22 protein-coding genes and 1 rRNA gene are annotated in these 24,690 nt (G+C 38.4%); 7 read left to right on the top strand and 16 right to left on the bottom strand.

Annotation, left to right across the window (positions count from 1 at the left end; all coding sequences use genetic code 11):
• The first annotated feature begins 93 nt into the window (after positions 1-93).
• Positions 94-209: ribosomal RNA gene (rrf, locus tag D7029_RS18490) — 5S ribosomal RNA — on the top strand.
• Positions 210-594: 385 nt separating this feature from the next.
• Here the strand turns inward: rrf and D7029_RS18485 are convergent.
• From D7029_RS18485 to acs, 4 genes are all read right to left on the bottom strand, one after another.
• Positions 595-2,178, bottom strand: coding sequence for a phosphoethanolamine transferase (locus D7029_RS18485; protein ID WP_194951498.1), 1,584 nt, complete (start codon positions 2,176-2,178; stop codon positions 595-597).
• A gap of 433 nt (positions 2,179-2,611) precedes the next feature.
• On the bottom strand, positions 2,612-4,267 hold the full coding sequence (locus tag D7029_RS18480) for a cation acetate symporter (protein WP_194951497.1): 1,656 nt from the start codon (positions 4,265-4,267) through the stop codon (positions 2,612-2,614).
• Positions 4,264-4,575, bottom strand: coding sequence for a DUF485 domain-containing protein (locus D7029_RS18475; protein WP_088494195.1), 312 nt, complete (start codon positions 4,573-4,575; stop codon positions 4,264-4,266). The genes D7029_RS18480 and D7029_RS18475 overlap by 4 nt, the downstream gene beginning before the upstream one ends.
• A gap of 158 nt (positions 4,576-4,733) precedes the next feature.
• On the bottom strand, positions 4,734-6,692 hold the full coding sequence (gene acs, locus D7029_RS18470; RefSeq protein WP_194951496.1) for an acetate--CoA ligase: 1,959 nt from the start codon (positions 6,690-6,692) through the stop codon (positions 4,734-4,736).
• A 372-nt stretch (positions 6,693-7,064) separates the two neighbouring features.
• Here acs and sodA point away from each other — a divergent pair, with 372 nt between their 5' ends.
• The 4 genes from sodA to D7029_RS18450 all read left to right on the top strand — a co-directional run bounded on the left by sodA (position 7,065) and on the right by D7029_RS18450 (position 9,148).
• Complete coding sequence (sodA, locus tag D7029_RS18465) at positions 7,065-7,688, top strand: superoxide dismutase [Mn] (RefSeq protein WP_075672604.1); 624 nt, start codon at positions 7,065-7,067, stop codon at positions 7,686-7,688.
• Positions 7,689-7,803: 115 nt separating this feature from the next.
• The gene (gene yiiM, locus D7029_RS18460) at positions 7,804-8,478 is read left to right on the top strand and encodes a 6-hydroxyaminopurine reductase (protein ID WP_194951495.1); all 675 of its coding nucleotides are present in this window, start codon (positions 7,804-7,806) and stop codon (positions 8,476-8,478) included.
• 78 nt (positions 8,479-8,556) lie between these two features.
• Positions 8,557-8,844 (top strand): type II toxin-antitoxin system RelE/ParE family toxin, encoded by a 288-nt coding sequence (locus D7029_RS18455; protein ID WP_194951494.1) that lies wholly within the window; start codon positions 8,557-8,559, stop codon positions 8,842-8,844.
• A 22-nt stretch (positions 8,845-8,866) separates the two neighbouring features.
• Entirely contained in the window at positions 8,867-9,148 is a 282-nt protein-coding gene (locus D7029_RS18450; protein ID WP_088494199.1) for a helix-turn-helix domain-containing protein, read from the top strand.
• Between the two features lie 53 nt (positions 9,149-9,201).
• Here the strand turns inward: D7029_RS18450 and trpS are convergent, their stop codons facing one another.
• The 11 genes from trpS to D7029_RS18395 form a co-directional block, all read right to left on the bottom strand.
• Positions 9,202-10,230, bottom strand: coding sequence for a tryptophan--tRNA ligase (gene trpS / locus D7029_RS18445; protein WP_075672602.1), 1,029 nt, complete (start codon positions 10,228-10,230; stop codon positions 9,202-9,204).
• A gap of 1 nt (position 10,231) precedes the next feature.
• Positions 10,232-10,942 carry a phosphoglycolate phosphatase gene (locus D7029_RS18440; RefSeq protein ID WP_194951493.1) on the bottom strand — a complete coding sequence of 237 codons (711 nt, stop codon included), beginning with the start codon at positions 10,940-10,942 and terminating at the stop codon, positions 10,232-10,234.
• Positions 10,942-11,613, bottom strand: a complete 672-nt coding sequence (gene rpe, locus D7029_RS18435) for a ribulose-phosphate 3-epimerase (RefSeq protein WP_099076132.1) — start codon at positions 11,611-11,613, stop codon at positions 10,942-10,944. The genes D7029_RS18440 and rpe overlap by 1 nt, the downstream gene beginning before the upstream one ends.
• 44 nt (positions 11,614-11,657) lie before the next feature.
• A complete protein-coding gene (dam, locus tag D7029_RS18430) occupies positions 11,658-12,473 on the bottom strand; it encodes an adenine-specific DNA-methyltransferase (protein WP_194951492.1) in 816 nt (271 codons plus the stop codon).
• 82 nt (positions 12,474-12,555) lie between these two features.
• Positions 12,556-13,485: an SPOR domain-containing protein gene (locus tag D7029_RS18425; protein ID WP_194951491.1), complete on the bottom strand. Its 930-nt coding sequence runs from the start codon at positions 13,483-13,485 to the stop codon at positions 12,556-12,558.
• Positions 13,486-13,655: 170 nt separating this feature from the next.
• Positions 13,656-14,750: a 3-dehydroquinate synthase gene (gene aroB, locus D7029_RS18420; protein WP_194951490.1), complete on the bottom strand. Its 1,095-nt coding sequence runs from the start codon at positions 14,748-14,750 to the stop codon at positions 13,656-13,658.
• 54 nt (positions 14,751-14,804) lie between these two features.
• Positions 14,805-15,326, bottom strand: a complete 522-nt coding sequence (gene aroK, locus D7029_RS18415) for a shikimate kinase AroK (protein WP_036914409.1) — start codon at positions 15,324-15,326, stop codon at positions 14,805-14,807.
• 580 nt (positions 15,327-15,906) lie between these two features.
• Positions 15,907-17,007: a type IV pilus secretin PilQ gene (gene pilQ, locus D7029_RS18410; protein WP_194951489.1), complete on the bottom strand. Its 1,101-nt coding sequence runs from the start codon at positions 17,005-17,007 to the stop codon at positions 15,907-15,909.
• Positions 17,004-17,534, bottom strand: coding sequence for a hypothetical protein (locus D7029_RS18405; protein ID WP_194951488.1), 531 nt, complete (start codon positions 17,532-17,534; stop codon positions 17,004-17,006). Before D7029_RS18405 ends, pilQ begins: the two co-directional genes overlap by 4 nt.
• A complete protein-coding gene (locus tag D7029_RS18400; RefSeq protein WP_194951487.1) occupies positions 17,531-18,106 on the bottom strand; it encodes a fimbrial assembly protein in 576 nt (191 codons plus the stop codon). Before D7029_RS18400 ends, D7029_RS18405 begins: the two co-directional genes overlap by 4 nt.
• Entirely contained in the window at positions 18,094-18,918 is an 825-nt protein-coding gene (locus D7029_RS18395; RefSeq protein ID WP_194951486.1) for a hypothetical protein, read from the bottom strand. The genes D7029_RS18400 and D7029_RS18395 overlap by 13 nt, the downstream gene beginning before the upstream one ends.
• A 115-nt stretch (positions 18,919-19,033) precedes the next feature.
• Here D7029_RS18395 and mrcA point away from each other — a divergent pair, with 115 nt between their 5' ends.
• Complete coding sequence (mrcA, locus tag D7029_RS18390; protein WP_194951485.1) at positions 19,034-21,568, top strand: peptidoglycan glycosyltransferase/peptidoglycan DD-transpeptidase MrcA; 2,535 nt, start codon at positions 19,034-19,036, stop codon at positions 21,566-21,568.
• A gap of 46 nt (positions 21,569-21,614) precedes the next feature.
• Here mrcA and nudE read toward each other — a convergent pair whose 3' ends face one another.
• A complete protein-coding gene (gene nudE / locus D7029_RS18385; protein ID WP_194951484.1) occupies positions 21,615-22,166 on the bottom strand; it encodes an ADP compounds hydrolase NudE in 552 nt (183 codons plus the stop codon).
• Between the two features lie 353 nt (positions 22,167-22,519).
• On the opposite strand from nudE, the gene umoB reads away from it, so the two are divergent.
• Complete coding sequence (umoB, locus tag D7029_RS18380) at positions 22,520-24,628, top strand: flagellar biogenesis regulator UmoB (protein ID WP_088494210.1); 2,109 nt, start codon at positions 22,520-22,522, stop codon at positions 24,626-24,628.
• Positions 24,629-24,690: the final 62 nt, after the last annotated feature.

Genomic DNA, 24,690 nt, shown 5'->3' with positions numbered 1-24,690 from the left:
AGAGACAAACAGTAGATGAAGTAAGCTTGTTTAAGATTGAATATTGCTGGTTATGACGAGAAATCGAAGTAACGGGTAATAAAACCGAATTTGCTTGGCGGCCATAGCGCAGCGGACCCACCTGAATCCATGCCGAACTCAGAAGTGAAACGTTGTAGCGCCGATGGTAGTGTGGGGTCTCCCCATGTGAGAGTAGGGAACTGCCAGGCATTAAATAAGACGAGAAAGCCAACCCAATGGGTTGGCTTTTTTACGTTTGGGGTTTTAGCTACTCTGAATAAAAAACTATTTTAATTGCTGATAAAGTAATGAACCCGCCGCTGCTCCTGCAACATCGTAAGCAAAATCATGCTATAGAGAATAAATAAAGCTAAAACTGTTGTTATATTCCTCTATAAAAGAGCCACTCTTAACGCTGTTGAACCCTATTCCTGGCACTCTATTGGCACGATTATTCTCTTCTAACATCACTTAATTTGATATCTTTTAGCTCTGGTTATCTCAGACAGATCTTATTAGAAATAGATAATGAGGATATAAATACACTTTTTATTATTAAGTGTATTTCGTATTTAGATATTTTTGACGAGGATATTATTGTGGTTCCTGCTCTTCTGAACTTAATAAATCATAGTTTAAGAGGTTTTTATTCCCATCAATAACAGTTATGGATGATTTAGGCTGATAGCATTCATTTAATGGTGAATGGCATTGTTTTGGTGAGTTATGTTCTATCCCAAGCCAGCTACTTAACAGCCAATAGTTATTTACTGTTGAATAAGGCTTATTTACTGCATCATCATTAATAATAGGTTTAATAGATGATGGGCTATACCAAATAAATAGGGGTATATCATAAGCTTCTTTTCGTGGTGTATTTACACCATGATGATAACGGATCTCTCTATTTTTATCGAGACGCTGTAAAGCGTGATCTGCAAAGTAGAGAATAGAAGCTGGCTTATCTTTGACTCTCTCAATAATGTCATTAATTAATTTATCTGTATAAGCGATAGAGCTGTCATAGCAGTTATCATCATCTTCTTGTGTGAATTTCTTTAAATATTGATTCGGAAATCGATTACAAGCCGGTTCGTGGCTACCATATGTATGTAAGATGATGAGTTTTTTCTGTGCAGATGGCTCATTGAGAGCCTGATCTAAATAAGGAAGTAGCTCTTCATCATATCCGATAAACTCATTCCACTTTTTATTTTGAGCCATATTAGCAATAACAGAAATAACACTGGTCTTTTGATTGCCTTCACCTTGGTTACTTAGCCAATATGTTTTAAATCCGGCGTGATTAGCGAGAGAAACAATATTATCAGCATAATGATTTTTATCCTGTAACTGCTCCAACCCTATATTTGAGAGTGAAATGGGTACAGAGAGAATAGTTACTGGTGCGGGAGAATAAACTTGATTGAATAGAATAAGATTATTCTTTTCTTTCATTAGGTTAGGTGTTGTATCATGCTGATAGCCATAAATTCCTAGATGATCTCTGCGAACTGACTCACCAAGGATAAGAATATAGATTTCTGTATTATCACTGTTTTTATTATATTGATACTCAACTTTCTGAGCAGCAATTTTTCTAATTTGGCGATTTTCATGAAAGGTTCGGACAAGTGCTGCGGCATTATAAAAAGGGGTATTTAGAAGAGTATATTCTGCAAGTAATTTACTTTTGTTATCGTTTCTTAATGCTAAGTTTTTATATATTGGAATAATGGCGATTAATATAACAAATGCAATCACACTTTTTTTTGTTGTTTTTAGATCAGAGACTCGAGCCGCTTTATGGATGAGAAAATAGTAAATGGCAAAAGCACATAGATAAAATAAGACATAGTACTTATTATAAGAAAGCATACCGACAGTTTCACTGCCGTTAGTATTAATAAAAGTTTCAGCAATAGATGATGAAAAAGCAATATCGTGTTCACGATAAAAAAACAGAGAAATAGAAAGGTTTAAAGCCCATAATGCACTAATAATGAAGGTTATTACTTTTCCAAAAACAGAACGATAAATACCACTACACATCAGCATAAGTAGCCAACCAATAAGAACAATATAGATTTTTTGTTCTATATACAGCGTTGAACCACCCAATATTGCAGGTACGATAGATAAGAAAAATAAAAGTGCGTAATGAGTTAACCGAGACATAATCTATTTAAAAACTACCACCTCTTCTTATGTAGAATAAAAAGTTAACCATTTACTTTTTGACAATACAAGCCTTGTTTGGCTGAAGTGTGTCTGAAATTGCTATTATTATGGCTATTCCTCACTATTTTGGGCTTTTTGAGTTTATTAATAAGCGATATAGCAAATAAGTTGTGTTTGTTTTTGTTTGTAATTTATTGATTTTAATTTAATTTATCTTTCTATTTATAATAATGAAATAACTAATAATAAGTTATTTAAATAATCGTATAGATATGTAGTTAAAGCTTAAAATTATTCTAAATAAGTAGATAATAGAAATATCATCGAGATTTTTATGATGATTGATGAAAATGTTGAAAATGAATAACCCCAAAGTTAAAAATCACTTTGGGGTTACTTTTATTTAGAAAGATAACATTATTTCAAGCTGTTAGTGTTGTTTACCTTGTTCAATGCCTAAGCCAATTTGAGAACGAATAAACTGTGCTTGGAATTTTGCTTTCTCTTGCTCACCTAAAGATGATTTATCTGTAATAGAGAAAAGCCACGAGACAACAAAAGCAATAATTATTGAGAATAATGCTGGATATTCATAAGGGTAGATAGGTTTTTCATGGCCTAAAATACTCACCCAAATTGTTGGTCCTAAAATCATTAATGTGACCGCTACTAATAAACCAGACCATCCTCCCGCCACAGCACCTCGTGTTGTAAGCCCTTTCCAATACATAGATAACAATATGATTGGGAAGTTACAGCTTGCCGCAATAGAGAAAGCTAATCCCACCATAAAGGCGATATTTTGCTTTTCAAATAAAATACCTAAACCGATAGCGACGATGCCTAAGATAACGACAGTAATTTTAGATACTTTTAGCTCTTGTCTTTCATCGGCATGACCATTTTTAATTACATTGGCGTAGAGATCATGTGATACCGCAGATGCACCCGCTAGAGTTAGTCCTGCAACAACAGCTAAGATAGTGGCGAAGGCAACGGCTGAAATAAAGCCTAAGAAGAAATTACCGCCAACAGCATCGGCTAAGTGAACTGCCGCCATATTGGTTCCACCAATCAAAGCACCAGCGGCATCTTTGAACACAGGATTAGGGCTAACGAGTAAGATAGCGCCGAAACCAATGATAAAAGTAAGGATATAGAAATAACCGATAAAACCTGTTGCATAGAAAACACTCTTACGGGCTTCTTTTGCATCGCTAACAGTAAAGAAGCGCATGATGATATGAGGAAGTCCCGCCGTACCAAACATAAGTGCAAGACCTAAAGAGAGAGCAGATATAGGATCAGAAACCAAACCACCAGGGCTCATGATAGAGAACCCTTTTGAGTGAACACTAACGGCTTCTTTAAATAAGGTGTTGAAATTAAAATCGACAGCTTTCATAACCATAACAGCCATAAAACTTGCACCTGCAAGTAATAAAATGGCTTTAATGATTTGAACCCATGTGGTGGCTAGCATGCCCCCGAATAGAACATATAGCACCATTAGAATACCGACGAGTACAACGGCAATATGATAATTTAAGCCGAAAAGGAGTTCGATTAATTTTCCGGCACCTACCATTTGTGCAATCAGATAAAGTGCAACAACAACTAGTGATCCAACAGCTGAAAGTGTTCTAACGGGTTTAGGGCTTAAGCGATAAGAAACAACATCAGCAAAGGTATAACGCCCTAAATTACGTAAGCGTTCAGCAATGATAAAAAGAATGATAGGCCAACCGACTAGAAATCCAATTGAATAGATAAGTCCATCATAACCCGAGGTATAAACTAGTGCAGAGATCCCTAAAAAGGATGCGGCAGACATAAAGTCACCGGCGATAGCCATTCCGTTTTGAAAACCCGTAATTTTCCCGCCAGCAGTATAGTAATCAGCACGAGAGCGGGTACGTTTAGAAGCCCAATAAGTGATGTAAAGTGTTAATCCTACGAATATTAGGAACATTATAATGGCCTGAATATTCATAGGTTGTTTCTCACCTCCTTCTGTTATTGCGGTAGCGTAAGCAACCGTTGAGGAGAGGAAAAATAAGCTTATTGCATAGAGTAACTTTCTCATTTTTCTACCTCTTCAATAATTTCAGCGGTAAGTTTGTCGAACTCTGTATTGGCTTTAATAACGTAAATGCCTGTTAATAAAAATGAGGCGATGATTAAGCCCATACCAATAGGAATACCTCGAGTAATGTAGCTTCCTTCATACAGTGGCGTACCTAACCATTGTGGATAGAACGCTATAAGTAAGATAAATGAGACATACATAACGAGCGTAATAATTGAAAGTGTCCATGAAAAACGACTACGTTTATTAACCAGTTCTTTAAAGCGAGGGTTGTTTTCTATCTCTTGATAAATATTGGCATTCATCAGAGTTCTCCTCTATATAATTGTTTGGTTTATCACTTGATTTAGAGGCTTCAATCCCCCGCATTTCATGATTTTTAGGTAAGAGAGCCCAGCAAAGACATTTTCATGCCTTTGCTTTGTCGTATTACGTTTTTTAAATGACAGCTATTTGTTGTGTGTTAAGCAGTGAGTGATAGAGACTGTTTTTCTTCTAACAGTTTCTCTACAACACCCGGATCAGCGAGTGTTGAGGTATCCCCGAGGTTAGTTGTGTCGCCAGAGGCAATTTTACGCAAGATACGACGCATAATTTTCCCTGATCGTGTTTTGGGTAAGGAATCTGTCCAATGTAGGATATCTGGTGTGGCTATTGGTCCTATTTCTTTACGTACCCAGTTGCGAACTTCAGTGTAAAGTTCAGGTGTTGGCTCTTCACCGTGATTTAAAGTGACATAAGCATAAATAGCTTGCCCTTTAATATTGTGAGGAATACCAACTACTGCGGCTTCTGCAATTTTAGGGTGTGCAACAAGAGCGGATTCAATCTCTGCTGTTCCTAAACGGTGACCTGAAATATTCAAGACATCATCAACACGTCCTGTTATCCAATAGTCACCATCTTCATCACGGCGAGCACCATCACCAGAGAAATACATACCTTTAAAGGTTGAGAAGTAAGTTTGTTCAAAACGCTCATGATCACCAAAAAGTGTTCTTGCTTGACCCGGCCAAGAATCAGTAATCACTAAGTTGCCTTCGCAAGCCCCTTGTTGTACTTCTCCCATATTATCGACAATTGCTGGCTGAACACCGAAGAAAGGACGTGTTGCTGAACCCGGTTTTAGGTCCATAGCACCCGGCAATGGCGTTATCATGAAACCACCGGTTTCTGTTTGCCACCATGTATCAACAATAGGACATTGGCTACGCCCCATCTTCTGATAGAACCATTCCCATGCTTCAGGGTTAATAGGTTCACCTACAGAGCCTAGAATACGCAGAGAAGTACGTCGAGTACCTTCAATCGCTTTATCACCCTCAGCCATTAATGCACGGATTGCGGTAGGTGCAGTGTATAAGATATTGATTTGGTGCTTATCAACAACTTGGGCCATACGGTTAACCGATGGATAATTAGGAACACCTTCAAACATAACGGTAGTGGCACCATTTGAAAGAGGACCATACAGTAAGTAGCTGTGTCCTGTTACCCAACCCACATCAGCGGTACACCAATAAATATCGCCTTCGTGATAATCAAAGGTGTATTTAAAGGTCATTGATGCATAAACGAGATAGCCCCCAGTTGTGTGCAGTACACCTTTAGGTTTACCTGTTGAGCCAGAGGTATACAGAATAAAGAGAGGATCTTCCGCGTCCATAACTTCAACATCACATTCTGTGCTGACACCTTGAATGATTTCATCCCACCAAACATCACGTCCTTCAATCCATTGTTCGGTATGTCCTGTTCGACGAAATACCACTACATGATTAATAGGAGGGATATCGGCATGATTTAAAGCATCATCAACATTTTTCTTTAACGGGATAGCGCGACCCGCACGTAATCCTTCATCAGCTGTGATCACTAATTTAGCTTTTGAATCGATGATCCGACCTGCAACAGCTTCAGGAGAGAAACCGCCAAAAATGACAGAATGGATAGCTCCAATACGAGTACAAGCGAGCATAGCAACCGCGGCTTCTGGCACCATCGGCATATAAATCGCCACAACATCGCCTTTTTTAATACCTAAGTTTTTTAATACGTTAGCGAACTGGCAAACATCTTGATGGAGTTGTCGGTAAGTGATTTTTTTCGACTCATTCGGTGAGTCGCCTTCCCAAATAATGGCGACTTGATCTCCTCGTGTTTTAAGGTGGCGATCAAGACAGTTTTGACTGATATTTAGCTGACCATCTTCAAACCAGCGAATGCGTACATGGCCTGGGTCAAAAGAAGTATTCTTTACCACAGTATATGGTTTTATCCAGTCAATGATTTTCCCTTTATCTGCCCAAAAGGCCTCTGGGTTTTTGATGGATAATTCATAATCTTTTTGGTATTGCTCTTTATTGATCAGGGCGTGTTCTGCAATGCTTGCAGGAATATGATGTTGGTTTATTTTTGTCATAATAGTTCTCCTCACTGTTGTTAATACTATGTCAAAAAGTCGTTAACAAAAGAGGGCGAATAAAGATTGTTTCTTTTTTGCGCAGAAGATCACGAATTAATGGAAATGCTTTTCATGGAATGTTCAATTAGTGCTAAAGCTAGCTAGGCATTATTTATCTACTATTTTCTTGTTTAATAGGATCATCGTTTAATAGAACGCTTTTAAATTAAAATAATATACTGTGAAAATTAATTTAACCGTGCTGGATAAAAAAACCACAAAAATAATATGGATATGATAATGATTTTCATTAACGTTTTTTTCACTATAATGAAATGAAAAGATAAATCACATGGTGTGATCCAAGATAAAACAGCACTGGAGATTAATATGAGCTATACATTACCTGCACTGCCTTATGCTTATGATGCATTAGAGCCTCACTTTGATGAGCGTACAATGGAAATTCACCATACTAAGCATCATCAAACTTATGTGAATAATACCAACACCGCATTAGAAAAGTTACCTGAGCTTGCTGGCTTAGAGATTGATGAGTTAGTTAAAAATCTTCATAAAGTGCCTGCCGATCAACGTACTTTTTTACGTAATAACGCAGGTGGTCACTCTAACCACTCATTATTCTGGAAAGGTCTGAAGCTAGGCACTCAATTACAAGGTTCACTAAAAGACGCGATTGAACGTGATTTTGGTAGTGTTGATGCCTTTAAAGAGTTATTTGAAAAAGCAGCTGCTAGCCGTTTTGGTTCTGGTTGGGCTTGGTTAGTATTAAAAGACGATGGCAAACTTGCGGTAGTTTCTACAGCAAACCAAGATAGCCCATTAATGGGTGAAGAGTTAGCTGGCGCATCTGGTTACCCAATTGTAGGGTTAGATGTGTGGGAGCATGCTTACTACTTAAAATATCAAAATCGTCGCCCTGATTATATTAAAGCGTTCTGGTCGGTGGTTAACTGGGATGAAGCGCAAAAGCGTTTTCAGAGCAAAGCATAATTGAGTAGATAGCTTCCTTTCTCTTTTATATTTTCAATGCCGACATTTGTCGGCATTGTTTCTTTTGAACACTATCTTTACTATGAGTTATTCTTTTCTGTTTAGGTAGTGAGCTATGCGTTATTTTCCTAGTGTTTTTATCGGTAATGTCACAACAACATCTAATGGATTTACCAGTGCGATCACCAAAAGGCTGGTGGATGGCCATATCAAATTAACATCACTGGGATTAGAAGGTGATGAGCAAGCAGAAAAGAGTTTTCACGGTGGCCCTGATCGCGCACTTTGTCACTATCCTAAAGAGCATTATCTTTATTGGGCTGAGCAATTCCCACAATTGACAGACTTTTTTCATGCCTCTGCATTTGGTGAAAATATCTCAACAACAGGTATGACAGAAGAGAATGTCTTTATTGGTGATATTTATCAGTGGGGAACAGCATTAATTCAAGTGACTCAACCTCGCTCTCCTTGCTACAAACTTAACACAGTGACTGAAGTCAGTAACTTTTCGCAAATTATGCAAGATAGTGGTTATTGTGGTTGGTTGTATCGTGTTGTGAGTACAGGTGAAACAGGTAGTCATCATCCGCTTGTCTTGGTTTCAAGAAACAGTGATGTCTCTGTTAAAGAAGCGATTTCGATTGCTTTTCATATGCCATTTGATGAAGAGCTTTATCATCGTTTATTAAGTGCTGCCGGATTATCAGCAAGTTGGAGCAAGACTATGCAGTTAAGACTGCAAAATCAAACTATTGAGAGTTTTAATCGACGGTTATTTAAAGAGTAAATAGTTAACTTATTGATAATTAATATTATTATTAATAAAAATTAGCTTGTAGGCTAATTTTAAGTTAAGGAAAAGCTTGTGTTTGAGATTTTATACCACCCAAATGCTTGGAATGAAGTATTAGAGTTACCTCTTCAAATACGAGTTAAATACGATAAACTTATTACTAAGATAGAGCACGATGCTCGTTTATTAAGAGAGCCTGATACAAAATATTTAGGGGATGGTCTTTTCGAGATCCGTACTATGGGTACTGATATTGCTAGAGGCATATGGATATACCATAAAAGAAATACAATTATTATGCTTCGTGTCTTTATTAAGAAAACACAAAAAATATCAAAGAAAGAGATTGAGATCGCCTAAAAACGATTGATGGAGGTGCTCAATGAAATTGAGAAGTCATAAAGAATTACATAATGAGATGATGGAAGATGAAGAATATCGTGTGGCTTGGGATGATGAAACGCGCAAGGAAAAATTGAGAGACACATTGGCCCAATGGCGAAAACGCGATAATCTGACAAAAGCACAAGTTGCTGAGCGAATGGGTGTAACACCACCAGTAATTACCAGAATAGAAAATAATATTACTAAAGCGAGTGTAGATACCTTAGCGAGATATGCGTACGCTTGTGGTATTAAGAACCCAATAATCCCTCTTTACTAAAAAAAACACCTCCCTAAAAATAGGCGAGGTGTTTTTTATGTATTAACGAAAAATTATGGATGTGCAATAAATCCGATTGCGTCATAAACCTTATCTAAGGTTGCTTGAGCGCGAGCTTTGGCTTTATCAGCACCTTCTTTCATGATTTTATTGAGCAGTGCTTCATCATTACGGAAAGTGTTAAAACGCTCTTGAATGTTGGTTAGCATTTCAGATACTGCATCAGCGACAGCACCTTTTAGATGACCGTACATTTGGCCTTCAAATTCAGCTTCTAATTCAGGGATCGTTTTACCTGTAACACCCGCTAAAATATCGAGTAAGTTAGAGACACCTGCTTTGTTTTCAAGATCGTAAATAACGCGAGGTGGCTCTTCTGAGTCTGTCATTGCACGTTTGATCTTTTTAGCTGCTGCTTTTGGATCTTCCAGCAATGCGATAACGTTATTACGGTTATCATCAGACTTAGACATTTTTTTAGTCGGATCTTGTAATGCCATTACACGAGCACCGCCTTTTGGAATAAAAGGATCTGGTACGGTGAAGATATCGCCATAAATAGCGTTAAAGCGCTGAGCAATATCACGGCTTAATTCAAGATGTTGTTTTTGGTCGATACCAACAGGTACTTGGTTTGTTTGATAAATCAGAATATCCGCTGCCATTAATACAGGATAATCGAATAACCCTGCGTTGATGTTTTCAGAGTGACGAGCTGATTTATCTTTAAATTGAGTCATTCGGCTCAATTCACCAAAATAGGTATAGCAGTTAAGTGCCCAGCTTAATTGTGCATGTTGTGGAACATGTGACTGAACAAAAATAGTGCTTTTTTCTGGATCAATACCACAAGCAAGATACAGAGCCAGTGTATCTAAGGTTCTTTTTCTTAGCTCTTTAGGATCTTGGCGTACTGTAATGGCGTGTTGGTCAACGATACAGTAAATGCAATCATAGTCATCTTGCATTTGTACCCATTGACGCAGTGCACCCATATAGTTTCCGATAGTTAATTCACCAGAAGGTTGTGCACCACTGAATACAATTGGCTTTTGTGCCGTTTTTTCTACTGAAGTCGTCATTTTAATTCTGTTCCACAGTTGTCATTGGCGTGATATCGAGGATAGAGAGCAAGTCAGCAAAATTATCGAGAGTAAAATCAGGTTTGCTGTCTGCAATAGATACGCCGTAGTTATAGCCGTAGGTTAAACCTACGCAAGGGCACTCAGCCGCTTGTGCTGCAATAATATCGTTGCGAGAATCCCCAACAAAAAGGAGTTCTTCCTTTTTAACACCAAACGTGCCCATTGTTAAATATAATGGTGCTGGATGCGGTTTTTTTTCTTTCACATCATCGCCACCTAACACTAAGGAAAAATATTTTTCAATTTCCAGCTGTTGTAGTAATGGTGCAATAAATGGTGTTGGTTTGTTTGTCACGATACCCAGAGGAATATTGTGTGAAGCTAATACTTCAAGGGTTTCTTTAACATGAGGGAATAAATCACTGCCTGTTTTGACTGAGGTTGCATAATGTTGATCAAAAAGATCACGCATCTCTTTTAATAAGGTATCAGTCACATCCTCGACACCTGCATTGTGTAAAGCGCGTGTTAGTAGCATATCCACGCCGTTTCCAACCCAGATAGTGACATTATGTTTGCCAGCTGGAGGGAAACCTTTTGCTTTTAATGCGTAGTCTGTTGCTTCGGTAAGACCGACAGCGCTGTCGGTGAGAGTGCCATCAAGATCAAAGGCGATAGCACGGATACCTTTGAGTTTTTTATCTGTCATTACGATACCTTTTCTAATTCACGGCGCATATTGTCGATAACATGCTTATAGTCTGGCTGATTGAAAATAGCAGAGCCAGCAACGAACATATCAGCGCCAGCTTGCGCAATTTCAGCAATATTATCGACTTTGACACCGCCATCAATTTCTAAACGAATGTCATAACCACCATCGTCAATCATCTTACGAACTTGGCGTAATTTATCGAGGGTATTAGGAATAAATGATTGTCCACCAAAGCCTGGGTTAACAGACATCAGCAGAATAAGATCCAATTTATCCATAACATAGTCGAGATAGTTTAATGGGGTTGCTGGATTAAGCACTAAACCTGCTTTACAACCACAATCTTTAATTAATTGAATAGTACGATCGACGTGGTCACTGGCTTCAGCGTGAAATGAGATATAAGTTGCACCCGCGTTTGCAAAATCAGGGATGATACGGTCAACAGGTTTAACCATTAGATGAACATCAATAGGTGCTGTAATGCCGTAGTTACGTAGAGCCTTACAAATTGGCGCACCAAATGTCAGATTAGGAACATAGTGGTTATCCATGACATCGAAGTGGACAACATCAGCACCCGCTGCGAGCACTTTTTCAGTATCTTCACCAAGGCGAGCAAAATCAGCGGATAAAATAGAAGGGGCAATCAGAAAATCTTTCATCGCATTCTCCAGACAACACTCCCATTGTCGGGAGGTGTTAACGATTATTTATATAAGGCAAGTAATTCGTTCACTTTGCTACGACCGAGTGTGTTGCTACTGATTGTTCTTCTGACTTTCACACTGTGTAGCTCTTTTGCGTCTACATACCACTCTTTTGTTAACGCAGTCTCATGATTTGATATTAACACGGGTATCTGTCTCTCGTAAGCCAGCATTGAGGCAAGTTGAGCCAGATGTTCCTGCTCTTGAAAACTAAAGCTATTTGTATGGTATGACGTGAAATTTGCAGTCGGTGATAATGGTGCATAAGGAGGATCGCAATAAACGACGGCGCCTTTTTTTGCATTTGTCATAGTTGATGAATAGCTTTGGCAAACAAATTCGGCTTTTTGGGCTTTTTCAGAAAACCAAATTAGCTCGGCTTCAGGAAAATAAGGTTTTTTATAACGACCAAAAGGGACGTTGTATTCGCCTTTTGAATTATAACGACACAGCCCGTTGTAGCAATGACGGTTAAGATAGAGAAATAACACACTACGCTGATAAGCGTCCGTTGAACGATTAAAGTCTTGTCGTAGTTGATAAAACTCTTCTGCGATATTCATTTGAGGGGTAAATAATAAGCGGGCATCCTTCATAAATTTTTCAGGATGTTGCTTTACCGTATTATAGAGATGAATTAGATCACTATTTATATCGGCAAGAATATATGAATCGTATTCTGTATTCAAAAAAACAGAACCGGCACCCATAAAAGGTTCAATTAAACAATTACCCTCGGGCAGATGACGTTTAATGTCATCTACCAAAGGATATTTACCACCAGCCCATTTTAGGAATGCGCGTTTTTTTTTCATGCCGTCCAAATTTCTCAATCGTTTCAGAGTCGCCGATTGTACTCTGTTTCAGACAGCATATCAGCGGTGAACTTCGTCTTAATTATTTTTTTAGATCCTGATGAACATGTTTCATCGGTCTAACCCAAGGTTGTTTTGCTTGCACTGGCGCTGGTAAAGAAGAAACGGCCTGTTTGGCTTCGCTTATATTACGATAATTTCCATAGATGAGTACATACCATGGGTTACCGTTACGCTGTGTTTTGTAAATAGCGTAGTTTCCATTGAGGTTCTTTTTAGCGAAAGCCTCTAAGGTATCTTGGCGACTTGCACCACTTAATTGCAACGTATAGTTAGTAGCAGGAATAGCACTTAAATTACCTGCTGATAATGAGCCTGAAACAACAGGTTTAGTTGTTGTAGGTTTAGGTTGTGTTGTTGCTGGTGGTGTTACCGGTTTTGTCGGTGGTGTTTTTACTTCAGCCGGTTTTTGTACAGGTTTGGTAGCGGGTGGCTGTGTAACAGGTTGTACTGGTTTTGGTTGTTGTGCATTTAATTGCTGGCTAGTCGCTTGATTTATGCCCGCTTGTTGTTGATTTAATGAATCAACGATATCTCCAGGGATCTCAACACGTTGACCTTGCGAATCAATCATTGGCGGTAAATTTTGTGAAGGTGGTGTCGCAGGCTGTATATCTTGCCCAGAAATAGATTGAGGTGTTGATGGCTGATCATTTTCTGAAGGCGTAACGGATGACGGTTGCTGAGACAGATCGATATTTCTTTCTGTATTGGTCGGAGAGGTAGGTTCAGTTGTTTCTGGTGATTTTAATGCTGAACTTATTGCGATAATTAGCAGAATAAGGACTAAAACACCTACACCAATCATCATCTGTTGACGGGATACAGAGAATCGTGCGTTTTTTAATGGATTGCTACGAGGTCGGTTGGTTCGACGTTCAGGTCTATCCGATGTATCAGGTTTGAGTGAATTATCACCCTTGGTTTCATTGTCAGGTTTGAACTCGTCCATTATGCCCTCCGTCAGAGCGTCAAAAAGCGAAAAATATTCTATTCAGCCTTAGCCATTACCTCATAGTATAAGGATGAAACGCTTTTTCTGAAACGTTGCATTTGACAATATTAACCAGAATTTTCCTTAAATGAATATTCTGGTTTGTTTCTTGTCAGGTAATGGGGAGCTTAATTTGCATTAATGCAAGATGTTATCGCTTTGCGGACTTGTTCGCGAGTAATATCGGCACGTAATTCGGATTGACCGATACCTTTTGGTAAAACTAGGTGTAATTTGCCACCAGATACCTTTTTGTCTCTCATCATATGAGGCAAATAGTCATCAGGTGTCATTTCAATAGGACCGTTGACGGGGAGATTAGCTTTCTCAAGCAATTGAATAACACGTTGAGTCTCTTCTTCAGTGAATTGATCAAGCGCTTGAGATGTTCTTGCCGCCATTACCATACCTGCAGCAACGGCTTCACCATGCAACCAAACACCATATCCCATATGAGCTTCAATGGCGTGTCCATAAGTATGGCCAAGGTTGAGTAGTGCGCGTAAACCACTTGTTTCTTTTTCATCAGCAGCAACGACGTCAGCTTTTAGCTCGCAGCAACGACGGATACAAAAAGCCATAGCTTTAGGATCAAGAGCCAAGAGTTTATCAATATTATTTTCAAGCCAGATAAAAAAGTCTTTATCTAAAATGATGCCATATTTAATAACTTCAGCTAAACCCGATGAAAGTTCACGAGGCGGTAATGTGGCAAGACAATCGAGATCGATAACAACAGAAGCGGGCTGATAAAACGCACCAATCATGTTTTTGCCAAGAGGGTGATTAACTGCGGTTTTTCCACCAACAGAAGAGTCAACTTGTGACAATAGTGTTGTTGGTACTTGGATAAAGCGAACACCACGTTGATAGCTTGCTGCGGCAAAACCGGTTAGATCACCAATAACACCACCACCTAATGCGATAAGTGTTGTATCTCGATTGTGATTTTTTTCTAATAATGCAGTAAAGACATCATTCATGATCTCAAGCGATTTATATTGTTCACCGTCAGGTAAAATCACGCTATCAACCAAAACACCTTGTTTTTTTAAGGTGTCTGTTACCTTTTCTAAATAGAGTGGAGCAAGTGTCACGTTTGTGACTATCATAACTTGCTGCCCTGATTTTAAAGGTAAAAAGGTATCTTCTTGATGAAAAAGGCCAGAAGCAATGGTAATGGGATAGCTTCTTTCACCTAATGTGACAGTGATTTTTTCCATAACAGTGGCCTTCTTCTTATTGTCTTTACTTAACCTTATAAATAGCTGAATTTATTAGTTTTGTTCTAATAATTCAATTATTTGATTGGCTACAATTTTTGCACTCTGATCATCAGTATGAATAGTGATGTCAGCAATCTCTTCATAAAGAGGATTACGTTCTTCAGCTAATGTCTCTAGGACATCGCGCACAGGTTCAACACCTTGCAATAAAGGACGTTTTTTATCACGTTGGGTACGAGCGAGTTGTTTTTCAATATTGGTTTCTAAATAAACAACCACACCACGTGCAGATAGTCTGTTACGGGTTTCTCGCGATTTCACCGAACCACCACCTGTTGCAAGTACAATGCCTTGTTTTTCAGTGAGTTCGTTGATTATTTTCTCTTCTCGTTGACGGAAGCCTTCTTCGCCTTCAACATCAAATACCCAACCTACATCCGCACCTGTACGCCGCTCAATTTCCTGATCGGAATCATAAAACTCCATACTAAGTTGTTGAGCTAACTGACGACCAATAGTGCTTTTGCCGGCACCCATAGGCCCAACCAGAAAGATATTACGTTTCTCTGCCATGTTTTTGGTATTACTAAGATATTCGTTAATGATAACCCGCCCCGCCAAATTCATTCAGCGACGGGACCTAAACTGAAATTTATGAGTGTTTATCTAATTCACACCTGATAACATTTGTTATCTACTCTCATAATAAGACTGAGTTCTTTCAGTAGATCGCTATAAAATAACCACATGCTGTCATAAGCGACAACATAGGATAAAAATCCCTTTGCCCACAGTACATAACAAAAACTACTAAAAAAAGTAATTATCTTTGTTGGCAACGCGGAGATTCTAACACAATTTAGTCGGAAAACCGCATCTGATAATATTGTCTTTTTCGTCATCAATCGATCAATATTACATATAAAAAGCCCTACCTCCAAGAATAGAGGAAGTGCATAAAATGTATCCGTATTTTTATTGTGATGTTTCAGGCTCACTCAAATTAGCTAACCCTTGTAAGCTAAATCGTCCTCATCGTCAAATCTATAAATACTGATTATAAGAAAAAACAATGAATAACTCTCAGTTTAATCCTAGTAAAAAACATATAGTGCTTTGTATTTTATAATAAAAGTATTTATTGCATAAAAAATTAGATTAATTTGGGTGTAATAAAAATAACCAATTCATGGCGGCTGTGTTGATCTCTTTTATGACTGAAAAGTACGCCTAGTAATGGAATAGAGGATAAGAAAGGGATCTTTGCCGTGTGTTCTTGTTGTTTTTGCTGAAATATACCGCCTAACATAATGGTTTCTCCATCACGAATAGTCACTTCTGTGCTGATCTCTTGTTTATCGATAGATAGATGTTCACTTCCACCTTGAACAAGTGCAATACCCGGTGTGTTTTGACTAATTTTAAGTATTAATCTTATCTTTTTATTTCTTTGGATCATGGGGGTTACTTCCATACCCAAGACAGCCTCTTTAAATTGAACTCGTGTCATTTCATTATCTCGGCTGACATAGGGGATCTCCGTTCCTTGTTTGATGGATGCTGTTTTTTCATGAGCAGTCGTTAGCCGTGGACTTGCAATAATAGATAACTGTTTTTCTTGCTCTAACGCGCTTAATTCAAGCTCTAATAGACGCCCATTAATTCTGGCAATATTAAATGCAATATAGTGAAGGGGATTTTTGGTGTTTTGATGGAGTGATAAAGCAGAAAGTGAAGGGGTCGATAACGTTGAATTAAGTGAAGAGGTTGTTGGAATAGCATTAGGTATTGTAGATGCGGCTTCAGTTTGTGTTTTTAAGGCTTGTAATCCCCACTGAGTGCCTAATTCATTTAAAGCATCCTGACTGCTACTCACAATATGTGCGGTGATATGAACTTGTTGTTGGGGAGTATCCCGTAATTTTAACCAATCCTCAATTTCAGACAGTGTCTTACTATTATCAACTATAGAAAGACTGTTTGATTCACTATCTACAATAATGCGCCCCTGCTGACTAAGTAATGGAATGGTATGATTACTTAGTTGTTCACCTAATTTCTCAGCATCAGCATAATTTAAAGAATAAAGCTGATGATGTAATTCTTCAGGCTGCTCTGTGGTTGATGTTCGCTCTTCAATAAATGTGGATGATATTTTTTCATCTTCGATATTCTCAGGAAAGAAGGGATCTCTGGTATGAGCCCAAATGGCAGTTGCCATAAATAAGATGACAATTAAAATTCCTATCTTCATGATATATCACCCTGTATTGCGCTAGGATAACTTAGCTCTGTCAGGCTCATTTGTACTGAAATTAAATGGGTTTCTATTGGAACAATATTCAGAGAAATAAGCGCTAAGCTCGTTTGATTAAGGTATTCCAATAGCGTTAAAAACTGTGAGTAAGACAAAGTAAAAGTAAGTTTATATAAAGAGTTAGGCATGACTTCCCAAATCTCCGGTATAAAGTGATAAGTCATCAATAAGCGTTGTAATTGCTCACTAACTGGTGAGTTATTTAATGGAATGTCATACTCTATTTGCTGTGTGATCAGTGAATTAATAGAAGGTATTGTCTCTAACGTACTTTGATGGTGATTAATGCGCTGTAGTCTTTGAGCCATTTCTATGTATTGTTGAGTTATCTCTTGCTGGTAATCTGTGTAGATAAAGAGGTAATAAAATAGAAAGGCAATAAAAGGTATAATTAAGCTCAGTAAAGTGAGTTTCCACTTAGGTAAAAACGCAATAAATAACAACCATTGTGCATTTATTCTCATTGGCTTCCCTCATCTTCTTCATTTTCGTACTCTCGATCTAGCTCTTCTGATTTTCCGTTTAAATGTACTTCTGTATAAGACGGATCAGCTTTGCTTTGTTGTAAATAGCTCAACGTTAAAGAGGCTAAAACAGGGTGACTTTTAAGATTGGTAATAAAGGAGAGTGATTGTGTATTGGGGAGAGTAAGGTGCAGTGAGCGTTGATTATCGGCTTCATCATAGTGGCTAATCCAACCTGCTGAAGGAAGATGCGTTTCGATAGCACGAAAGAAGCGAATGTAATGTAAATAGCGCAGCCAGTTTTGATAATAGAGTGAATAGTGTTGATAGCGTAAAAGTGTCTGCTTTCTTTGTTCTTGATATATATCGAGCTGTTTTAGTAATAAATCTTCTTGTTGTTGTGTTTGACGTTGTTGCGCTGTTATGTGTGTTCGCTTTTGTGTTAGATGGTAAGTGTAATAGCTACAAATCACGAAAGTGATTGCGACTAATGATAGCGTTTGAGAAAGCCATAACCATGCTTTTTGTCTAAATAACCTGTGCCGCCAAGGTAGGTAATTTACTTGATACATAACACCTCTTCAGGGCGTAATGCCAAACCCAATGCAACAAGCGGAATGAGATCTTTATTTGGCGTTGTTTTAAATAAATCATGGGAAAGATTGGGCCAAACAGGCATTAACTGACTAAAATATTTCTCATTATCACCTGTTAAATAACACTGCTCTAATGGCCAATGATATTTTTCTATTAACTGGTCAATACAGGCTTGCTGTTCTTGTTGGTTTTCATAAGAGAGCGTGCCGTAATGGGGCATGTTTTCATCAGATGATACCCAAAATAGCGTTTTGTTTTTACAGTAAAAAAGTGGATTTTGAGGTGAAATATCAAGGTGAGAGGCTAAATAGCGTAGTGCACATGCAGGGATATCAATCGCAGTTATTGTTAAGTTTATTAGAGAAAATAAGTCAATATACTTATCTAAAATCGTTTTATGGCACAGATGAATAGCGAGTTTCCCTTTATTTTGTCGATAATCAAAATTAACAGGGATTTTCGTATTTTGTGTGTAAGATGTGGCTCGTAGTTGCGCTAACCGATAACATGCTGCTGATGTAAGGGAAATAGCATGAGGCAGTGGAATAATTTGATAGTTTTCATAAATATCAGGTAGCGAAAGCGTAACATTATTAATAGAGGGCAATTTTTTACGCCAATCTATTAGGATTTTTCTTAATTTTGTGCCATTTAAATCGTCATTAAGAGGTAAAGGGAATTGCCAAAATGCACCGATCTTCCATTGTTTATTCTGCTGAAATACCAAAACTGCATTGATATGATGAGTGTTAATTTCAATACCAATCTGGTAATTGTGTGTTTCCATAAATGATATCCATATCTATTGATGAGTAATTGCCTATTTTCAAAGAGGCGTTACCTTTATACTACGCACTGTTTGTTTATAAACCGCCCAATTCACACTACATGGGAAATTTAAGGTGAAGTTCTTAAAATATTTTTTCATCTTCGTTTTTGCTTGCATAATTTTGGGAGCAGCCTCGATATACGGTATGTATAAGTATGTTGAGCCTCAGTTACCCGATGTCGCGACATTAAAAGATGTTCGTTTACAAACCCCTATGCAGGTATTTAGTGCAGACGGAGAGTTGATCGCGCAATACGGCGAAAAACGTCGTTTACCGCTAACATTGGAGGAAATGCCTCCTCAACTTATTAATGCCTTTATCGCAACAGAAGATACGCGTTTTCGTGAACACCACGGTATTGACCCTATTGGGATCTCACGTGCTGTTGTCGTGGCATTAACATCAGGACAAGCCTCTCAAGGCGCGAGTACCATCACGCAACAATTAGCTCGAAATTTCTTTTTAACACCAGAAAAGAAATTAATGCGAAAAATCAAAGAAGCTTTTTTGGCGATCCGCATTGAGAAAGAGCTTACTAAAGATGAAATTTTAGCGTTGTATCTAAATAAAATTTATCTAGGTAACCGAGCTTATGGTGTCGGTGCTGCGGCTTACGTTTACTTTGGTAAGAGTGTTCATGAGCTTAGTCTAAATGAAATGGCAGTGATTGCTGGCTTACCAAAAGCGCCATCAACACTTAACCCGCTCTATTCTTATGATCGTGCCTTAAAACGTCGTAATGTCGTTTTACAGCGTATGTATGAAGAGAACTATATCACTCGTGCACAGTATGAAAGTGCAAGAGCAGAGCCGATAGTTGCTAAATACCATGCACCGCAAATTGATTTCTCCGCACCTTATCTCACAGAAATGGTGAGAATGGAGATGTATGAGCGCTATGGTGAAAATGCTTATACAGATGGCTATAAAATCTACACTACGGTTGTTCGTAAAGATCAACTAGCAGCAGAAAAAGCGTTGCGTGACAATGTTATCGATTACGATATGCGTCATGGTTACCGAGGTGCTCAAGAAGTTTTATGGAGTGAAGGGCAAACGCCATGGGATAACGAAGCTATCAACAAGAAATTAAAAGGGATCCAAACTTATGGTCCTTTAATTCCGGCTGTTGTGTTATCTGCGGATGCTAAAGAAGCCAAAGTTATCTTAAAAACGGGTGACAACATTACGTTAGATTTAAAAGCGGTTCGTTGGGCTCGTAAATTTATTTCTGACACTTCTCAAGGTGCAACACCGACAAAAGTTGATGCCGTTGTCCATGTTGGTGAGCAAATTTGGGTACGTCAAAATAACGAAAACAGTTGGGTATTAGCGCAACTTCCGGGTGTTAATGCAGCATTTGTTGCATTAGATCCAATCAATGGAGGGATTATTGCGCTTGTTGGTGGTTTTGATTTTGAGATCAGTAAATTTAACCGTGTTTCTCAATCTTTACGCCAAGTCGGTTCAAACATTAAACCTTTCTTATATGCTGCGGCGTTAGATAAAGGGTTGACGTTATCGACACTACTTAATGATTTACCTATTAGCCGTTGGGATGCTGGTGCAGGTACAGATTGGCGTCCTAAAAACTCACCGCCAACTTATGCCGGTCCTATTCGTTTACGCCAAGGTTTAGGTCAGTCTAAAAACGTAGTAATGGTACGAGCAATGCGCGCAATGGGTGTGGATTATGCCGCTGATTATCTATTGCGCTTTGGTTTCCCTAATCAAAATATTGATAGAACAGAATCTTTAGCATTAGGTTCACCATCATTTACACCAATGCAAATGGTACGAGGGTTTGCTGTTATGGCAAACGGCGGATATCTCATCGAGCCTTATTATATCCAACGTATTGAAAATGCTGATGGTGAAGAGCTGTTTACTGCAAAACCGAAAGTAGCTTGCCCAGATTGTACAGATATCCCTGTTATTTACGGCGATACAATGCGTTCTATTGCATTATCTGATGACTATATGGAAAACGTTGCTCAATCTAATAAATCTCAGCCTGAAACAGCTGAGCCTGAAATTGAATTAGAGCAAGCACCATTAGCTGAAACTGTAAAAGAAAGCCCTTATGCACCACACGTTATCAGCACTCCACTGGCTTACTTAATGCATGATGCATTAAGAACAAACCTTGTGGGTGAACCTGGATGGTCTGGTACAGGTTGGCGTGCCGTTCGTGATCTTAAACGCCAAGATATTGGTGGTAAGACAGGAACAACAAACAGCTCTAAAGATGCGTGGTTCTCTGGATATGGTGCCAATATTGTTGCCACAGCTTGGATTGGCTTTGATGACAGTAGCCGCAATTTAGGTCGAACTGCTGCTAGTGGCGGTGAAGCGGGTGCTAAAACAGCACAACCTATTTGGAACGACTTTATGAAAGTGGCTCTGGATGGTGTGCCAGTTAATATGATGCCTGCACCAAAAGGTGTCGTCGCTGTTCAAATTGATAGAAGAACAGGAAAGCTGGCAGGTGATGGCTCTTCAATGAAAGAATATTTTATTGATGGAACCCAACCGACAGAAAGAGCAAAAAATGAAGTAGGAACACAGATTTTTGAGGATAATGGCGAGTCTAACGAGTTATTCTAATTAATCGAAAATAAAAACCGGATGTCAAAGTCCGGTTTTTTATTATCTACTTATTTTGTAATAGATAGCGATGGGCTAAGAAGAGAGCACTGACGCTACGAGCTTCTGTGAAGTCTGGATGGTCGAGTAAATCCATCATTTTTGCGATAGGCCAACGTATTTGGAACAGTGGTTCAGGTTCATCACCTTCAAGTTGTTCTGGATAAAGGTCATGCGCAATAACAATGTTCATTTTGCTAGAAAAGTAAGACGGCGCCATAGAAAGCTTTGCAAGTTCTATTAATGAATGGGCACCATAGCCAATTTCTTCTTTTAGTTCGCGGTTTGCGGCTTGCAGGGCATTTTCACCGGGATCAATTGCGCCTTTGGGAAAACCAAAATCGTAATTTTCGATACCAACGGCGTATTCACGAATAAGAATAAGATTGTCATCAATGATAGGAACAATCATAACGGCTTCACGATTAGCTGGTTTCATTCGCTCATAAGTACGTTTTTCTCCGTTACTAAACTCCAGATTAACGGATTGGATCTGAAATAATCGAGAACGGGCGATGTTATCAACGCTTAATATATTGGGTTTTTTAAGTTCTTTCATAACAGTCCCTGGCAGAATAGAGATTAACCTGAATTTAACACATTAATGACAAAATAAATCTAACAATTAGATTTAGCTTTTAAAGGAAAATTGAGTACACTCCGCTATCCAACCTAGTTATTTATTGATTTTTTGAGAATATTATTATTTATTGATTCGCTATTTTACCTGAAGATAGCGTTGTTAGCGGATATAAACTTGATAAGAGATATAAATTATAACGCGACAGCAAAAATATAATCTATTGTATTTAAATAAAAAATAGAACAAAAGAATAGGAATTGCCTTATGTTAGGCAGGGTTTTAAATTTGTTATTGTTACTACGCAGCATCAGTATAAGCATGGGGAAAAAATGAGATTATCAGTCATTATATTGGCTATCTTGATGATAAGCCTATTTATAATGGCCGCCTTTCTATTCTTTAAAAGAAGGCGGCTTGATGGCTCACATCATCTCCCATCCCTCGCTAAACCTACTTATCGCAAGCTCACTTCTGATGACTATGGGCTTATTAGTGATTATTTATCTTATTTTGGTACCTCTGATTTCTCTTCTGGCTATTCATTACAAAACTTCCCCGAGATGCCAGTTAAAGGCGAAGTCGTTACTACATTAAGAAATATCGTTAATCGCTTTGCGGGTTCTAGTGAAGGATTAAATCATTGGCGTTACTATATTGATGCTGTTGAAATTCATATTCCCCCACTGCTTGTTCCTTATCTTCAGCAAGAAAACGTTCTTGATGTTGTCTGCACCCCCTCGATCCCCATCGTTGTGGGTGTGAATGGTCATTTCTTAAAAGATGAAAAAATTCATTTTTCTGCTTTAAGTTTAAAGCAGCTTTCTGAGCCAATATTGGCAAATGGTTCATCAACAATTCAAAAGAATGAAGGTGATGCGGCTCACTTATTACAAATCCGAGAAGAAACAAACGAAGAATATCGATTACATAACTCATCTGGTTTTTGGGATGGTTCTTTTATTTGTATAGGGTTTACGTTGTGCCTAACAGCCTTAATGATGCCTCAAGTTTTTCTTCCTTGGATCCTAGCGACCGGTAGTGCTTTTCTTGCTATTGGTGTTTTTCTGATCCACAACCCTTTGATCAAACCTCGTAAACAAGAAATCCACTGCTTTAAAGGACGTTTAAAGCGCTGGGGGCTTTTTGGTAACTTTGATCATGGGCAGGTAAAAAATGTTTCTTTAGGGGGGATTGATCTCATTTATCCGCCTCATTGGGAGCCTTACATTCAAAGCGATATTGATAAGGTGACTTATTTAGAAATGTACCCAAGTCATCATGTTGTAAAGCAAGGAAATTACCTTTCATTGCATGATGAAGAAAAAAATTATCCATATAAACGCTATATTAAAAATATTATCTTCGTTTTCTGGAGCCTGTTTATTATTGGCATGTTGTATCTCTATCAGCCTCTTTCTCTTTCAATGAAGCTCAGTTTTTCATGGCTTAAAGATACAGAACCTCACTTAGTCACCAATTTTACCGAGTTGGAAACAACTGATTTGCATGTCGGAGATATTATTCAAGCGAAAGGGGTTGGGATGTGTTATATGCCACCTAATTTATCAAGTAAGAATAATAAAACGATTTTTGCACCTTTTGATTGTTCGGGAATTTACTGGAATAACAGTAATCCAATGCCAATGCCTGAATCGAGCACGATAGAAAAAGCCGCTGCTTTATTGCATATGGTTGAAGAGCAATTACATCCTGTTTCTAATAACCGAGTTAACCCAAGTTTAGGGCAAGCTATTACTAAATCAGGGATGAACCTATTAGATAATTTTGATGGCATTGTGTTGAAAACACAGGATTTATGCCCAAGAGAAAACGAGTGTATTCGCCTTAAAATGGCGCTAGTAAACTTAAGTAATGTCAATGATTGGGCTGCATTAGTTCAACGAGCTGAAAGTGGTAAATTAACTGGAACCAATGTTTTATTGCGTGCAGTAAGTGCTGAGGCCTTGGAAAAGCTTATCGACACCACCACATCTTCTTTTATCTACCGAGAAATAGATAAAGCCGCAATACTGTTAAACAGTCCTCCACCGGGGGGGGTGCTGTTAATCAGTGATGAAAGAAAACAGCTTGTTGATTACGCTTCAAGTTCAAACTCTGTGTTTGAACCTACTCCGTTAGAACAGTGGCGAGAACTACAACGTTTATCCGATATTTTATTGCATACACCTTTTGATACAGGTGGAGTAATAACGGGCATGGTTGTCGATGCGAATGGTACGCTACAGATATTTTTACATAGCCTGCCTGATTCGATGACGATGTTATATTACATCGGGAATACGTTATTATTGTTTATCGCTATTGGGTTCTTAATATTGAACCTATTTCTTATCATCCGGCGTCGGCGACAAAATAACCAACGCATGAATAAAATCAGTCTCTACTATGAGCACTGTTTTTATCGCCCTCCTCAGTAAGTCCCTTGTTGTGGAAGGCTATGTGTTTACACTATCGCCTTCATAAAGAAGTTGAAGTTAAG

The sequence above is a fragment of the Proteus vulgaris genome (assembly GCF_016647575.1).
Lineage (GTDB): Bacteria > Pseudomonadota > Gammaproteobacteria > Enterobacterales > Enterobacteriaceae > Proteus > Proteus mirabilis_B.
This window is presented reverse-complemented; position numbering and strand designations above follow the sequence as displayed.

Excerpts from the sequence above, each read along its gene's own strand:
- D7029_RS18405 (WP_194951488.1), bottom strand. The coding sequence starts at position 17,534 with ATGAGAATAAATGCACAATGGTTGTTATTTATTGCGTTTTTACCTAAG.
- D7029_RS18440 (WP_194951493.1), bottom strand. The coding sequence starts at position 10,942 with ATGACAGATAAAAAACTCAAAGGTATCCGTGCTATCGCCTTTGATCTT.
- yiiM (WP_194951495.1), top strand. The coding sequence starts at position 7,804 with ATGCGTTATTTTCCTAGTGTTTTTATCGGTAATGTCACAACAACATCT.
- nudE (WP_194951484.1), bottom strand. The coding sequence starts at position 22,166 with ATGAAAGAACTTAAAAAACCCAATATATTAAGCGTTGATAACATCGCC.
- acs (WP_194951496.1), bottom strand. The coding sequence starts at position 6,692 with ATGACAAAAATAAACCAACATCATATTCCTGCAAGCATTGCAGAACAC.
- D7029_RS18480 (WP_194951497.1), bottom strand. The coding sequence starts at position 4,267 with ATGAGAAAGTTACTCTATGCAATAAGCTTATTTTTCCTCTCCTCAACG.
- rpe (WP_099076132.1), bottom strand. The coding sequence starts at position 11,613 with ATGAAAGATTTTCTGATTGCCCCTTCTATTTTATCCGCTGATTTTGCT.
- trpS (WP_075672602.1), bottom strand. The coding sequence starts at position 10,230 with ATGACGACTTCAGTAGAAAAAACGGCACAAAAGCCAATTGTATTCAGT.
- D7029_RS18450 (WP_088494199.1), top strand. The coding sequence starts at position 8,867 with ATGAAATTGAGAAGTCATAAAGAATTACATAATGAGATGATGGAAGAT.
- D7029_RS18425 (WP_194951491.1), bottom strand. The coding sequence starts at position 13,485 with ATGGACGAGTTCAAACCTGACAATGAAACCAAGGGTGATAATTCACTC.
- D7029_RS18400 (WP_194951487.1), bottom strand. The coding sequence starts at position 18,106 with ATGTATCAAGTAAATTACCTACCTTGGCGGCACAGGTTATTTAGACAA.
- dam (WP_194951492.1), bottom strand. The coding sequence starts at position 12,473 with ATGAAAAAAAAACGCGCATTCCTAAAATGGGCTGGTGGTAAATATCCT.
- pilQ (WP_194951489.1), bottom strand. The coding sequence starts at position 17,007 with ATGAAGATAGGAATTTTAATTGTCATCTTATTTATGGCAACTGCCATT.
- umoB (WP_088494210.1), top strand. The coding sequence starts at position 22,520 with ATGAGATTATCAGTCATTATATTGGCTATCTTGATGATAAGCCTATTT.
- D7029_RS18485 (WP_194951498.1), bottom strand. The coding sequence starts at position 2,178 with ATGTCTCGGTTAACTCATTACGCACTTTTATTTTTCTTATCTATCGTA.
- sodA (WP_075672604.1), top strand. The coding sequence starts at position 7,065 with ATGAGCTATACATTACCTGCACTGCCTTATGCTTATGATGCATTAGAG.
- aroK (WP_036914409.1), bottom strand. The coding sequence starts at position 15,326 with ATGGCAGAGAAACGTAATATCTTTCTGGTTGGGCCTATGGGTGCCGGC.
- aroB (WP_194951490.1), bottom strand. The coding sequence starts at position 14,750 with ATGGAAAAAATCACTGTCACATTAGGTGAAAGAAGCTATCCCATTACC.
- D7029_RS18395 (WP_194951486.1), bottom strand. The coding sequence starts at position 18,918 with ATGGAAACACACAATTACCAGATTGGTATTGAAATTAACACTCATCAT.
- D7029_RS18475 (WP_088494195.1), bottom strand. The coding sequence starts at position 4,575 with ATGAATGCCAATATTTATCAAGAGATAGAAAACAACCCTCGCTTTAAA.